The following is a 15690-nucleotide window of genomic DNA, read 5'->3' as shown; positions in this document are numbered from 1 at the left end:
TCATATGAGCATTTACACCTTTCAGCTGAAAGTATTTACACGTTAACTGAAAGTTAACAAGTAAAACCACAAATTACATACATTTATCTATACTTCACACTAGAAATCCATTCTAAAAAGGCGCAAAATAGATTTAATTATCGGATTCAATTAATGCTTTATTAAGGAATGAGATGTCAATACATAAAACTCTTGGTGAATTCATCGTGGAAAATCAGTCTGATTTCCCACATGCAAAAGGTGAATTAACAGCACTATTAAGTTCAATTAAACTTGCAGCTAAAATTGTAAACCGTGAGATCAATAAAGCTGGCCTAGTTGATATAACAGGTGCGAGTGGTATTGAAAATATCCAAGGTGAAGAGCAGCAAAAACTGGATATGTATGCGAACGAAGTGTTCAAAAATGCATTGATCGCTCGTGGTGAAGTATGTGGTATCGCTTCTGAAGAAGAAGACCATTATGTATTTTTCGACAATCAAAATAGCCGTAACGCAAACTATGTAGTGCTAATGGATCCACTAGATGGTTCATCAAACATTGATGTTAACGTATCTGTTGGTACTATCTTCTCTATTTACCGTCGTGTATCACCTGTTGGCGGTCCAGTTTCGATGGATGACTTTTTACAGGTTGGCCGTAAACAAGTAGCCGCTGGTTATGTTGTATATGGTTCATCGACGATGCTTGTATTTACAACAGGTAATGGTGTTCATGGTTTCACATATGATCCATCAATCGGTGTATTCTGCTTATCGCACGAATCACTGACTTTCCCTAAATCTGGTAAAATCTATTCAATCAATGAAGGTAACTACAGTAAGTTCCCACTTGGTGTGAAGAAATACATCAAACATTGCCAAGAAGAAGATGAAGCAACAAACCGCCCTTATACTTCTCGCTATATTGGTTCTTTAGTATCTGATTTCCACCGTAACCTGCTTAAGGGTGGTATCTACATTTACCCACAAACAGCACAAGCACCAACGGGTAAATTACGCTTACTATACGAATGCAACCCGATGGCTTTCCTTGCTGAACAAGCAGGCGCGCTGGCTACAGATGGCTATACTCCAATCCTAGATCTTAAACCGACAGAATTACACCAACGTGTACCTTTCTTTACTGGTTCTATTGATATGATGGAAACAGCACACCAATTTATGGCTGAATTTAAAGAATAAGTTAAAGAAGAGGCATAGCCTGACCTCTGAAAATAAATTTAGATAAATATATTAAAGCCATTCCTATTAAGGAATGGCTTTTTGTTATATCCATCTGTATGTATTATAAACACCATTATAATAAAATGTGACGTACGTGACACTTACATAAAAATCGTCTCAAAAAACATTGACATCAATATTTGATGTGGATCACAAATTTAAACATTAACTTTGACACGATCAACATCAGAATAACTACTCTAATTAATTTGGATACCGATAACAATTTAATAACAACACGTGTACGCTCAAATATACCCAGCATTATCAAAGTCTTACATAAAATCATTCTTTAACTATTTTTTCTATTAAACGTCAAGCCTTAATAATCAAACATTACACCTTGTGATTATTATTAATTACAAAGCATGAACAAGCAGTTACTATTTACTAATACTATCTACTACTGGTCAGATGAGTGCTCAACAAAAGGAACTTTGTTTATCACTTCAACGCACTGCACCAGTGGCAACTACTTATAAAAAAATTATAAAAATGAGTGCTAACTATGTCTAAATTTCAAAAAACAACGCTTGCTACAGCCCTACTACTTGTAACTGCACAATCTTCTGCTGCAGGTTTCCAAGTAAGCGAACATTCAGCATCTGGTCTTGGACGAGCTTTTGCTGGTGAAGCTGCCGTTGCTGACAATGCATCTGTTCTTGCGCGTAACCCTGCCGCAATGTCACGCTTCAAACAAGCTGAATTATCTTTTGCTGGCTCTTACGTTGAACCTAATGTTGATATTACGGGCACGAAAGATGCGAGTATAGGTGCAGTTTTAGGTCGTGATGTAAGTGAACTGGATGCAGATGATATAGTACATAGTGCTTTTGTCCCTGCTACATATTTTATCCAACCGATTAACGACAAATTCGTTGTAGGTCTTGGAATATTTTCAAGCTATGGTGTAACAACTGAATTTTCAGATGATTACGCTGCGGGTGCTGCAGGTGGGACTACAGACTTATTAACTTTAAATATAAACCCAAGCCTTTCTTTTAAAGCAACAGATAAGCTTAGTTTAGGCTTTGGTGCTAGCCTTGTTTATGGTACTGCTACTGTTGAAAGAAACTACGGTGATTTAGCAGCTGCATCTGCTTATAAAGAATCTTTAAAATCTGGCGATAATCAATTAACAGCAATAGGTAAAGCAAGAGCAGCAAATGACCCAAGTAAATCTCTTTTCCTTTTAGAAGGTGATTCATGGGGTTTAGGTTGGAATACTGGTGCATTATATGAATTTAATGACAGTAGTCGTATCGGTATCGCTTATCGTTCACAAGTAGACCTCAGCTTTGAAGGCGACTTCACAGGGGCTACAAGTGGTGGTAAGACAGTAAGTGCTTCACTTGATCTACCATTACCAGCAACGGCTGAATTCTCTGGTTATCACGCATTAACAGAATCATTTGCTATCTCATATAGTGCTCTTTGGACTCAATGGAGTAAGTTTGAAGAACTTAGAGCTACAAGCTCATCTTGCCAAGCTGGCGAATGCTTCTTAAAAGAAGAAAGCTTTGATGACAATATGCGTTACTCAGTTGGTGCAGAATACACAATAAATAAAGTTGTATTACGTGCTGGTTTCGCTCTAGATGAGTCTGCAGGTGAAACGACTCTAAGCATCCCTGAATCAGACCGTCTATGGTATACAGCAGGTGCAACGTACAATGTAAGTAACAGCTTAAGCGTTGATGTAGGTGTTGCTTATATCGATGTTGAGACTGTTGAGTTTACTGAAGTTACAACACCAGGTGTTGAATACGGCTTTAAATCTTCAGGCGATGCAATCATTGCTTCAGCTCAAGCAAACTACCGCTTCTAAGCTGCTTAGCTAAAGTGTAGAGTTAAGTTCTATAAATAATAAAATACAGTAATAAAAATAGCGTCTTATGGCGCTATTTTTATTTTCGTCTAACCTTAAAATAAAACATTATTTTAAGGGACAAATATGAAACATAGTTGTAGTCATCATTCTACTATCACCTATCTAGGCGCCTTGCTAAGTTTCATTTCATATTATAGTCCTTCGGTACAAGCCGCATCATACCAGTCTTCAACAACGTCAGCGATAGAACTCAGTAACGCAGGCGCAGGAGCTGCAGCAGACACCAGTAACCTCGCTAATATCGCTGTGAACCCCGCGATCATCGCTGCATTTTCTTACCCCAGTATTACAATCGCAGGTATCTTCGTTAAACCAGAAAAAAATGTTAATGGTGAACATTATTCCAATGGAGCAGCAGAAGCACTCGACAGTTCAAATATTGCCGAAAATTACATCGTCCCTTCTGCTTATTTTGCATTCCCAATTAATGATAAATGGTCTTTTGGCTTTGCTACATTTTCGAACTACAACGTGCGTAACGATTATAATACTGAATACCCCGCTGGCATGCTTGCAGGACGACGCTCTTTATTTACCTATGAGATGAATCCAAACATTGCATTTAAATTAACAGAGGATATTTATATCGGGGCTGGAGTAAGTGCTATTTACAGCAATTACCAACTAACGACAAATTATGGTGCACAAAATCCGACTAATCCTAGTCAAATTTATCAAGATTTTAATGGCACAGGTCTCGGCTTCAGATTTGATCTAGGTATGATCTATAAGATAAATAAGTACCATCAATTTGGGCTGGCTTATCGCTCTGCTAGCGATATAGAAACAGAAGGTACATTCACAACACTTGCAGGAAATAACGATTTAATTTTTCAAGATACAGCAACTCTTAGCATGGCAGTACCGAGTGAATTAACGTTATCAGGGGTTCATCAGCTTGATCAGCGACTATCGATTCAATACTCATTCGCTTGGTACGGCTGGGAAAATCTAGACTCTATTTCCGTATCAGACCCGAACTGCCCTGCAAATTCAAGTTTCAATTTACCACAAGGGCAATGCTTATCAGAATCAATTGATGCTGAAGATAGTATGAAATTGGCATTTGCGGTGAACTATAAACTAAACGATGTTATCTGGTTACGTAGTGGCGCCTCAACCGAAACAAGTACAGAAAGTGCGAGTTTTTCAATGCCTTTTGATAAGAAAACAAGTTTCAGCTTTGGCCTCTCTTATTATGCCAGTCGCTCATTAAGTTTCGATATAGGCCTTACTTATGCCAAATATGAAAGTTCACGGATCAAAGATACTATTGGCCTTGACTCCTTTGATGTAAGTACCGAGGGCAATAGCACTATGCTTGGATTACAGCTAAATTATCTATTAATAGATTAATTGACGATTAAACAAAACAAGTTAGTGCATGAGCTCTAATTTATTTTAGTTTAAAATACAGTTACAACTATTATCACTAAAACATATTAGATTATATTAATACTAAATAAGCATCTTATTTACCGCACACACAAAGCATAGTAAGTACTCACTTAAAACACCTATTCAAATATCTGTAACAAGCTTATATTACTTTCTCTTCTGTCTCACATTAACCTACCACTAAATCCCTATAATAACGCCTACTCAGATAACAAACGTGTATAAGCACGCTTAGAGTACATCTGGACAGGACATGGACGTATTAACTTTAAATTCTTTATATAAGACAGGGATTAGTCATGAAAAAAGCGAGTTTATTCAAAAAAAGTGTGATATCTAAAGCTGTTATAGCAGCAACAATCATGGCCAGCGCGCAAGCATCTGCCGCTGGATTCCAAGTAAATGTACAATCAGCATCAGCCCTAGGTAATGCTAACGCAGGCTTTGCAGCGAATACGGATAACGCTGCAGTAATCGCGACAAACCCAGCTGCAGCAGCTTCATTTGATAAGTTTGCCTTTTCATTTGGTGGTGCGTATGTTGAGCCAACAGTTGAAACAACTGGAGATAACGCCCCACTAGCTCCAGGCTACAATGCTTTAAATCAACTCGTTGATAATGATTACGCAGTACCAACTAAATCAGATTATGATGTTGAAAATTCAGTAAATGCTTCCGCTATCCCATCTGTTTATGCCGTGATCCCCGTTGGTAGTAAAGTGGCAATTGGTTTAGCCGGATATACTAACTATGGTACTAACACCGAATTTCCTGACGATTATGCGGCTGGTTTACTCGGTGGTTCAACACAACTAACAACATTTAATTTAAACCCAAGCTTAGCATTCAAAGTCGGATCGAAACTACGCTTAGGTGTTGGTGCTCAAATTGTTTACGGATCTGCCGAACTAGAGCGTAATCTAGGTGATGGCGCTGCAGCGACTGCGCTTAACACCGTATTAACGGCAGCCGCTACATCTCCGGCCCCTGCCGCAACAGCGAATACCTATGTTTCAAACCCAACGGTAGATGATGCTTTATCTGGTATGGGCGCTGGCACTCAGGCATTCATCATGGAAGGCGATGATATTGGTTTTGGTTGGAACGCAGGTGTTTTACTTGATCTAAATGATAATCATAAAATTGGTGTGAGCTACCGCTCTGAAGTAGAGCTGACATTTGAGGGTGAATACTCAAACTACGTAGGTGACAATTTAACAGGCCAATTAGATCTATCACTACCAGCAATGGCTGAGTTAGGTGGCTTTCACCGCTTTGGTGATATCGCACTACAATACGGGGTTGTTTGGACAGAATGGAGCAGCTTCAGCGGTCTTAAAGGCGTATCGGCTACTGATAATAGTATAGAACTCTTTGAAAAAACGTATAACTACGAAGACAATATCCGTTATTCAGCGGGCCTATCATACTACTTAGGCGACAAAGTTATTGTACGTGCCGGTTATGCGCTAGATGAGACGGCTGGAGATACCACTATCAGTATTCCAGATTCAGAACGTCAATGGTATACAGCAGGTCTAACATTCAAAGTAACTAAGTCACTGTCTGTTGATCTTGCTGCGGCTTACATTATCGGTGAAGAAACATCATTCACTGAAACAGATAGCAATACAGGCTTAACGTATGCGTTTACGAATAAAGCCGAAGCTATAGTTGGTTCAGCACAGGTTAATTTAGTTTTCTAATAAACGGGGTTAATACCTTCAGCTAGGGCTTACGTCGAAATAGATGTAAGTCCTTAATCATCGTTCTTTAAGGGTTTTGTAACCGAATATTAAGCTCACCAATAGACCAACGTCCGTCCTCGAAGCAAAAGTACTGAGCACAGTGAAAATCTAACTTATCTCGTGGTTTACCTAGCATGTTCCAATTTGTAGCAAGCGCATAGATAGCACGAATAATACCTTTATGGCTTACACAGCCTATATGCTGCTCTACGCCATTTATATCTAATGATTGGGCCCAAGCACTGACTCTCTCAGCAACTAACCGTGGAGACTCTCCTCCTTGTGGCTGTAAATCTAATCCTCGTGCTTCCTGTTTTGCAAAATCCAGCGGATCTTGATTGCGTAACTCTTCCAGTGTTTTACCTTCCCATGCTCCCCAGTTCATCTCTATTAAACTATCTTCGGCATGAGAATCTATATCAAGTAAGTCAGCCGTTTGTCGTGTTCTTGATAAAGGACTGTGAAACCATTTTATAGACTGGAGATTACTGGATAATTGATAAGTGCTGATTTGATGTTTACCGACCTCATTTAATGGAATATCAGTACGACCTTGCAAACGCTTTTCACTATTCCACTGTGTTTGCCCATGACGAATAAAATAAACATGGATCATATCTACACCACCTTATTTGATATCGCATCTTGAATAACATCATTTAATTGAATCGCACTTGCTGCAATAGAATGATGTTGAATAACATAATGCGCTGCGGCCTGCTTCATCTGTTTTAATTGTGCAGGATTCGCCAGTAAAGCATCTATCGTGACAGACATTTCTTCAGGGTCATAAGTATCAACTAATATCCCTGTAACTTGATGCTTCACAATCGACCCCACGCCACCTTCATCACCAGCAACAACAGCTACGTTAGATTGCTGTGCTTCTAAAAATATCATGCCTAACGCTTCATTTATTGCAGGCCAGACGAGCAGGTCGAAATGAGGTAATAGCTGTCGTATTTGTTGATTATCAAGCGCACCAGCAAACTTGACCTGTTTGTGTGGTGAAAATATAGTGTGTACATCCGTTTTCATCACACCGTCACCAATAATTAATAGCTGATAAGGTTGTTCTGATTTATCAACCACACGACTTAATTGCTGATAAGAGTGATGTTTATCACCAACACGCATCATTGCGATCGTGATCAACCAAGGCAGTTTAGTGTTTAATCCATATTTACGCGCAATATCATCACGTGAAAAAGCACTTGTAGCCAACATGCTATCAGAGCCTATAACATGATTAATATTTGTAGGTAAATCATCAATGAATGCGTTCAGTGAGATTAAACGAGAGTACCTAATCGGTGGCTGATCCGCATAAAAATCAGTGAGTGCGACCTTATCTTTAGGGTTGATAGAGATCACTTTAGAGGCAATCTCTAACGCACTAGCTACTTGCCGATGATAAATAGCCCAAGGTCCATTCGCACGTTTTTCAGCCCACGAAGCTTCAGCTACAATATAAGGAATATCAAGCGCTTTACAAATAATAGGTCCGAGTAAGTCAGGCGCTTTATAATATAAATGATAACAAAACCAAGCTTGTGGCCTAAAACCTTGTTTCTGCCAACGGCGCATGACCCTTACAGCTTCTTTCTCAGCAAGGGCAATTAAACGTTGTTGTCGATGGCTATCACCTGTTTTATCAAAAGTACGTAACTGACTTGCAAGATCGACATGGAAACCGCCCTGCTCCAACGCTGCAATGAATAATCGTGCAATTTTACGATCACCTGACGGTGTCGGGTGTAATGGTGATTTCAGCGGCGCATAAAATGCAACCGCTGTTTTTGGTATCACATTAACCAAGTTCATCAAATAACTTTTCTAATTGGTCGATGCCGATTTTGACATCAAAACGTCGGTGAAGTTGCTTTTGTCCTTCCACCCCAAGACGCTCACGCTTGTCACCATCTCGTAATAAGTCTTCCAATGCGCTCGCAAGTTGATCAACATTATTTGATTTAACCAATACACCATTTTCACCACTATCAATCAGCTCTGGAATACCTGATATATCCGTTGCAAGACAACAAACAGATTGGCTTTGTGCTTCCATCAACACATTTGGCATACCGTCTCTATCTCCATCAGCAACAATCTTACTCGCTAATACAAATAAATCACTTTCACGATAGGCTTCAAGTACTTTTAACTGCGGTTGTGCACCTTGCCATTCAATGTGCTTATCAATCCCTAAATCTTGCGCTTGCTGCTGTAAACCTTTTAAGATCCCACCACCGCCAATGTGTATCAACTGCCAATGTAAATCTTGTGGTAATTTTGCTAATGCATTTAATAAATCATCGTAACCTTTTTTAGGCACCGCTCTACCTACACTGATTATTTTAACGGGGTTATCTGCAGAACTGCCATTCACACTCGCGCGAGAGATACGCTCAACATGCTGAAAACGGGTAAAATCGAGTCCATGATACACAAGGTGAACTTTACTCGGATCTTTAGCAAGGGATTGTAAGTATTCATGGTTAGCGGCTGTACAAGTTGATAACCATTGTAATTCCGTTAATTTTTCAGCGAGGTCCCATTTTTCGGTTGTCCAAATATCTTTTGCATGGGCAGAGCACGACCAAGGTAAATCATTCACTAATGCTGCATAACGGGTGACCGAAGCGGGTGTATGTAAAAAATGTGCATACATTTGCTCAATACCATCAGGCATTTCAGCCGCGAGCACTAAGCCTTGACCAAAACGACGCACTCGTCCACGACTCGTATCGCGCTTCAAGTCCAGTACAAACTGTTTAAACACTTTGCTTAACGAATAACGCTTAGCAACATGATAGAATGCTATAAGTACTCGTAATGGCTCTACATGTAAATATTCAGGTAAATACAATACATCAGCTTCAATTTGCTGGTGAATTGGGTGTGTACTGGTGTCAGTCGGATGACGTAATGAAACTAACGTAATATCAAACCCACGCAATTCTAGCGCTCGGATCTCTTGTGCGATAAATGTTTCAGAAAGGCGTGGATAGCCTTTAAGTACTAATGCTATTTTTTTCACTGCAAACTGCCTTAAACTTTATAATTCAAATGTTAACGAAACAGCACACTGCAATACATCATCAATGGTGTATCGAGTGCTTCTTTAACTAATCTCTGGCAGTTGCCCATTCAATAAGTAGTTTCGCACTTTGTGTCGCGCCCTGATTATCGATATTAACCGTCTCGGCTGTATTGGCTAATGCCTTATTAATAGCAGTCTTTAACGAGTCGATACTCAACTCATCATTTTTAACGAATTGTAATACTTTGTTTTCTGCTAATACTTCACTACGCGCTAGTTGCTCTGTTTCGCCCTCACCTTCAAATGGAATGACAACAGCAGGTACTGCGGTCAATAACAGATCCATCACCGTGTTATAACCCGCTCTTGAGATTGACACGTAGGCATGACTCAGTGCTTTTAAAAAGTCATCAGCAAGATCGACGACTTGTAAATTAGACTGCTCTTGCGCTTTAAAATAAGCTTTATCGGCAGTGTCCATATTTGGGCCCGTTATCAACAACCATTTTTTATCCGCTGCAAAGCCACTGTTATATAGCGCCATGACCGCGATTAAAATATCCTTGCCTATGCTACCACCACCAACAGACACAACGATCGTATCTCGTGTTTTTTCAGTGTCATCAGCGTTAAGTGTTGGGCAAACATAACCTGAATAGCTGATTTTATCTGCGATGAGATCAGCGACAGGAAAACTTCGTTCTAATGGATAAAAATCTTTATCACCATGCACTAATACATGTTGGTAGTATGTCTTTACAAGCTGAACGTATTCTTGCTCTCTGACAGACGAACGTCGCTGTAAAATATCACGGATAGAAGAGACAAGAACCGGAGAATTAGGTTGCGCCTTAACCCAATCAAGCAAAGGCAATAGCTCAAAACGCATTTGCCTGCGACCAAAAGGGTATGTCTCAGTCACAATAAGATCGGGCTGTAGTGTTTCACATAACCCTAACAACGCCTGTGTTCGTTCTTTTTTATCATCATCACTAACAGGGCTATTATCCGCTTTAACTAAACCACTAAATCCTGCATCAGCACTTTTTACCGCTGTAAGTTGGTGCATCGTCGCGTTACCAAAAGACATGCTAGGAACAGCCATGCCACCGAAGATGACATCAACATGAGCACCTTGTTCACATAGTGCTTGAACAATAAGAGAAGAGCGACGAACGTGACCAATACCTAATAGATACTGTACGTAAAACATAATACGCGGAGCTGACATATAAGCGGATCCTTGCAGAGAAAAATGAATAAAATACTATAGAGGCAGCTAGAGTCTAATCTGAAACCAGCTCTCCAAATCTCGCAGTAACAAAGTCTAAACCATTGAGTAATGCATCGAGTTCTTGGCTGCTTGGTTTATCTTGCTTTAGCAGATTTTGAATACCGATGACCATGGTTTCTGTTTCTCGATCTGACTCTAAATCTTGCATTGATAATAAACCTGCTTGTTCGGCATTACGCGCTCTAATCAACTGCTCTTCTCGAGGGTGACTACGTGGTAAAATCAATGCGCGTTTATCAAATGATAAGATTTCACAAAATGTATTATACCCGCCCATTGCAATAACCGCTTCAGCTTCAACCATTAAATGCTCAAGGTGATTACTAAACGTCATCATTTCAACATGCGATAATAACTCCGCACGGTGTATAAATGCGTTACGTTCAGCAGCGGCCATAAATGGACCCAGTACAAATAATGCAGGCATCAGAGTGTCACATGCTTCATAAGCACGCAGCACCCAATCAATCATCTCGACACCGTCACCACCACCACCAGGCGTAACCAGAATATAAGGTTTATCTGGAAAGTGAATAGAATCAATATCTACTTTTTTAGGCAGTTGCCTTGGTAAATACCCTGTAAATAACGTTTTATCTTTGACCACCTGCTTAATATCAAGCCCATGCAATGGATCAGATATTCCAGCAGGCCCATAGACCCAAAGCTCGTCATACAGGTTTTCTAACAATGGAAGTACATTTTTTTTCTTCCATTCTTTCTTTAATAATTCAGGCGAATCCATTACATCACGTAAGCCAAGAATACACTGGGTATCCGTATCTTGAAAATACGCGAGTGTACTAATCACTTCGTCTTTTAATCCACCCGGTTCTTTATCCACAAGAAAAATATCCGGTTTGAATACTTTTGAAGTGTTCAGGATAATAGATTCACGTAACGCAAGCGTGTCCGCCAAATCAATATGTAAGCCTAACGACGTATATTCGCCATTATGCAATTTAATGACTCCCGGTATACGAATGAAATCAACTCTGGCTTTAAAATCAAAACGCCCAATAATAGGCGAACCAGTAATAATTAAAACCGACAATCCCTTGTACCTATCAACAAGTGCATGCGCAATGGCTCTACAGCGACGCAAATGTCCAAGACCGAAAGAGTCGTGGCTGTAGATAAGCAAACGGCTATTATTTAATTTACTACGCACTCGGACTCTCTTTTACTAAATACGACAAAGACGAATAAGATTACCAAAAAAGCATAGGCTAAGATACCGCCCTGCTCACTTAACAACCCACTAATACTATTAAATATAAACACGTAATTAATTATAATCCGAGTCTATTTTATCATTCTTTTTTATCTCCGCAGATACACTCATCGCAGCTGCTGCACCTAACGTATCAGCTAATTCTTCATTTTTTTCAATCATATCTTTAATATCACCTTTCTCTTCATGCTGTGTTAACACATGTACAGAGCGATGCGCAAACTCAATGCCATTGGCTTTTAATGATTCTTGAACAAGTCTGAATGCTTCACGACGAATGACCCACTGCTCACCAGGTACACACGTAAACTTCATCCGGAAGATAAGTGCAGATTCTTCTACCCTTGTCACGCCTTGTGATTTTAACGGTAATAGGAAATGTTGCCCGTATTCAGGGTGTAATAACATCTTCTGTCCCACTTTTTTAATCAGCTTACGTACCTTTTCAACGTCGGTTCGGTAGTCTAGTCTAAATTCTAATTTCTTGGTGATCCAATCACGCGATAGATTACTAACGGTTGCGATCTCACTGAAAGGTATCGTTTGTACAGCGCCAAGGTGGTGGCGTAATGTAATTGAACGGATAGAAATACGTTCAACCGTACCACGTAGATCCGCTGCCTCAATATACTCCCCGCGACGGAATGCATCATCGAGTAAAAAGAAGATACCTGAAATAACATCTTGTACTAACTTTTGAGCACCAAAGCCGACCGCGATACCGACGATACCCGCACCAGCAAGCAGCGGGGCTATTTCGACTCCCATAATACTCAAAATCATTAATACAACACATGAGAACAAAAATACTAATAAAAACGAACGCACTAAAGGTAACAAAGTTTCAGAACGAGAAGCACCAGCGCCACCACCTTCTCCTTCTAGTGTAGAAGTACCGTTATTATCTTCGCAAATCATCTCATAAGGCAGATGGCGTTCAATAGCAGATTGAATAATCTCCCAAATAGCATAAGCACATATAATGACAATAATAATATCAACGAACATTTGAATAAAACCGCCAAGACTATTAGCAAGTTTCTCCCAAGCATTATGATCAAAGCTAGCATCGATATGATAGAAGATAACAGCCACAAATATCACTCGCAGGGCAATGATGACTCGATTAATAAATTTATCGCAACGCATTTCGAAAGAATGGCTCTGTAACCAAGTAATACGCTTTAGCTGACCAAGCATAACAAACGCCAAGCGGTCTAATATCGGATAGGTGAACGTTAGCCACCAAATCGGTGTGAAATTATCTGCTTGTTCGTAATAACCTAAAAATTCGTACGTTGCCCAAAATACCCAAGCGACAAACAACCAAATAGTAAATACTGTTGCCCAAGTTTGGCGTAAAAAGCGAGTAAATGCTGAACAGGCTTTCTTTTCATCAATAAACATACCTTCAATGGTTTTACGATTAAACCAAATAAAAGCAATCGATAAAATATTCATTATCATACCGGTCGAAGGAATGATTAATGCGAATAGAATGGTGTCTAATGAGAACAGTATGAGGATATACCAAAATGTCGTTATCGTAAGATATACAACCATGAAACTCAAAATTGACCAATATAGGCGCGTTGCAGCAGAACAGTCAATTTTAAACAAGCGATTACCTTTCGCATAAGGCGCAAAGATAAGTCGTAATATGATCGCTAATGCACGTATTTTAACAACAAGCCCTAATCCATGTAGGCTTAACACTCGAAATGGGTCTGTTTCACTATAGTTATAAATCGCAATAAGTGCGGCGGTTAAGGCAAAGATAGCAATCCCCACATATTGGAAAAAACCACGCATTAATATGTAATCAAGATTTTCTCTAAAACTAGAGTCTTTTTCGTTTGCGACTCGGTCTGAAAAAGCATCCATTTTTAAACTAACAACACGCTCAACAATGAAGCCAGATGCAAGCATCAATATAAAAATAGTAAACAAAGAGGTGAAACGCCCTACACCTTCTTCGTTCGTCAGGTTGTTTATCAATTGTTCTTGGTGTTGGGGCCACAGGGCTAAGCTGGCAAGTAATTTTTGTTTACGGTCTCTGGCATCCATTAAAAAAATAAAACGCGCCATTTCATCATTTCGATAACCGTATTCTTTTTTACGATTATGTTGTTCTGACGCCTCTACGACACGCCAGTTTCTAGCCTTATGCGCGTTTTTTCGGTCTGCAACGAAAGGTTCATCATTGTTTACAGGTTGGTAATCAGCCGACAGGTAATCACTCTCCTTACTGACAGCGCTGGTATCTACGACATCCATTGTTCCCTGCTTTAACGATAAATCCGCCGATTGCGCATAAGCAAGGCCTGTATTACTCAGCATCAAGAGCATATAAATAAATAATGTAGCGACGAATGCACGGCTAAAGACGCTTAAGGTAATACGCTGAGGCATAGTGATGACCAATTATTGATTGATAAGAATAACTATAGTATCAAAACTTTATGAACGAATGATATGAAATCAGCACATTATTAATTCATTTCATATATATAGAATTTGATTGATAAAATAAGTAGGCAGTAATAGATAGGGTTAAAATTATTTAACTGTAAATTTAGCACAGCAAGGTAATTAACAGTTGAAAAAAAACCGCTCACTTAAGTGAGCGGTTTCATTAATCAATGTTGTTATATCAACAAATCAACAGGGTTGATTAGAAGTATACACGTGCACCGATTACTAAAGCTTCATCTGAGTCAGATGAAGCTACGCCATCAGCATCAAAATCAGTTGAACTGAATTCAGCGTATGCTTTCACATCTTTAACAAGTTCATAATCAGCACCAAGAACTATGATAGAACCGTCACCAGCAAGAACACCATTAATTGATTTAGTATTAAGCTTACCATCTAATGCGTCATACATAGCGTACACACGCGCTTGACCTAGTGCGTATTCAGCACCTACACCGTATGCAGAGAAATCAGCATTACCAACTTCACTAGACTGATATTGAACACCTAACGTTAGTGCGTCAAGTGAATACTGAGCACCTACAATATATGTAGAGTTATCAGAAGTCATGTTAACAACACCAGACTCAACTTTACGGTCATTAGCGATGTTGTAAGAACCACCAAGCGTTAAGCCAGCAACTTCATACGTACCACCGATAGCGTAAGTATCTTGATCCATTAATGAAACAACTACTGTAGCGCCAGCGAATGCTTTAGAATATTTAAGTTGATCTTCAGAGTTCGAACCAAAGAAATCGTTATCTTCGTTATAAACACCTTGCTCATAAGAGAAATCATTCATAACTAAGTCATCGTTTAGACCCATTTGCTTACCAAGTGACGCAGTACCGTATACGTCATGTGATAGACCAACAATAGCTTTTTGCATATATAGTGTATCGCCGTCGCTGCCACTATATTTAACTTCTAATTCACCAAATGCTTTAAGACCATTATCTAATTCTTTTGTAGTTTTAAGATCAAAACGTGAACCAGCATCTTCAAATACAACGTCGTCAGAACCATTAATTACAACGTGACCACGGAAAGAACCACCTAGAGAGATTGAAGTGCCTTCGTTGTTATAAACTTCAGCAGCGTTTGCAGCGCCAGCTAGTAGAATTGCAGAAGCAAGAATAGTCTTTTTCATTTTTGAAATCCTTTATGATTTATAAGTTAACTCGTTCATTACTTGAATCTATCTTTAAGATGACTCTTTAAGTGGTAATGATGGGTTAAACCAAGAGTTAATGTATTCTAACAAGTAGCGAGTTAAACCAAGTATCTAGTTTAATAAAGATTTAACAACTACGCTTAAAACTTGGATTAGATTATAGTCACAATAAATTTGGTAAAACTATAAAGAAAATCAATAAGA

11 protein-coding genes are annotated in these 15690 nt (G+C 39.3%); 4 read left to right on the top strand and 7 right to left on the bottom strand.

Going from position 1 to position 15690, the window contains the following annotated elements; translation table 11 throughout:
• Positions 1 to 173: 173 nt before the first annotated feature.
• From fbp to HWV00_RS06585, 4 genes are all read left to right on the top strand, one after another.
• Positions 174 to 1184, top strand: coding sequence for a class 1 fructose-bisphosphatase (gene fbp / locus HWV00_RS06600; RefSeq protein ID WP_211685321.1), 1011 nt, complete (start codon positions 174 to 176; stop codon positions 1182 to 1184).
• 550 nt (positions 1185 to 1734) lie between these two features.
• A complete protein-coding gene (locus tag HWV00_RS06595) occupies positions 1735 to 3054 on the top strand; it encodes an outer membrane protein transport protein (RefSeq protein ID WP_211685320.1) in 1320 nt (439 codons plus the stop codon).
• Positions 3055 to 3180: 126 nt separating this feature from the next.
• The gene (locus HWV00_RS06590; protein WP_211685319.1) at positions 3181 to 4473 is read left to right on the top strand and encodes an OmpP1/FadL family transporter; all 1293 of its coding nucleotides are present in this window, start codon (positions 3181 to 3183) and stop codon (positions 4471 to 4473) included.
• A 341-nt stretch (positions 4474 to 4814) separates the two neighbouring features.
• Positions 4815 to 6221: an OmpP1/FadL family transporter gene (locus HWV00_RS06585; RefSeq protein ID WP_211685318.1), complete on the top strand. Its 1407-nt coding sequence runs from the start codon at positions 4815 to 4817 to the stop codon at positions 6219 to 6221.
• 67 nt (positions 6222 to 6288) lie between these two features.
• Here the strand turns inward: HWV00_RS06585 and HWV00_RS06580 are convergent, their stop codons facing one another.
• The 7 genes from HWV00_RS06580 to HWV00_RS06550 all read right to left on the bottom strand — a co-directional run bounded on the left by HWV00_RS06580 (position 6289) and on the right by HWV00_RS06550 (position 15462).
• Positions 6289 to 6879 carry a histidine phosphatase family protein gene (locus HWV00_RS06580; protein ID WP_211685317.1) on the bottom strand — a complete coding sequence of 197 codons (591 nt, stop codon included), beginning with the start codon at positions 6877 to 6879 and terminating at the stop codon, positions 6289 to 6291.
• Positions 6880 to 6881: 2 nt separating this feature from the next.
• Positions 6882 to 8087 carry a glycosyltransferase family 4 protein gene (locus HWV00_RS06575; RefSeq protein ID WP_211685316.1) on the bottom strand — a complete coding sequence of 402 codons (1206 nt, stop codon included), beginning with the start codon at positions 8085 to 8087 and terminating at the stop codon, positions 6882 to 6884.
• Positions 8074 to 9303, bottom strand: coding sequence for a glycosyltransferase family 4 protein (locus HWV00_RS06570; protein ID WP_211685315.1), 1230 nt, complete (start codon positions 9301 to 9303; stop codon positions 8074 to 8076). Before HWV00_RS06570 ends, HWV00_RS06575 begins: the two co-directional genes overlap by 14 nt.
• An 88-nt stretch (positions 9304 to 9391) precedes the next feature.
• A complete protein-coding gene (locus HWV00_RS06565; protein ID WP_211685314.1) occupies positions 9392 to 10537 on the bottom strand; it encodes a glycosyltransferase family protein in 1146 nt (381 codons plus the stop codon).
• A gap of 55 nt (positions 10538 to 10592) precedes the next feature.
• Positions 10593 to 11771, bottom strand: a complete 1179-nt coding sequence (locus HWV00_RS06560; RefSeq protein WP_211685313.1) for a glycosyltransferase family protein — start codon at positions 11769 to 11771, stop codon at positions 10593 to 10595.
• Positions 11772 to 11888: 117 nt separating this feature from the next.
• Entirely contained in the window at positions 11889 to 14246 is a 2358-nt protein-coding gene (locus tag HWV00_RS06555; RefSeq protein WP_211685312.1) for a mechanosensitive ion channel family protein, read from the bottom strand.
• A 262-nt stretch (positions 14247 to 14508) separates the two neighbouring features.
• Positions 14509 to 15462: a porin gene (locus HWV00_RS06550; RefSeq protein ID WP_211685311.1), complete on the bottom strand. Its 954-nt coding sequence runs from the start codon at positions 15460 to 15462 to the stop codon at positions 14509 to 14511.
• Positions 15463 to 15690: the final 228 nt, after the last annotated feature.

The sequence above is a fragment of the Moritella sp. 24 genome (assembly GCF_018219155.1).
Lineage (GTDB): Bacteria > Pseudomonadota > Gammaproteobacteria > Enterobacterales > Moritellaceae > Moritella.
This window is presented reverse-complemented; position numbering and strand designations above follow the sequence as displayed.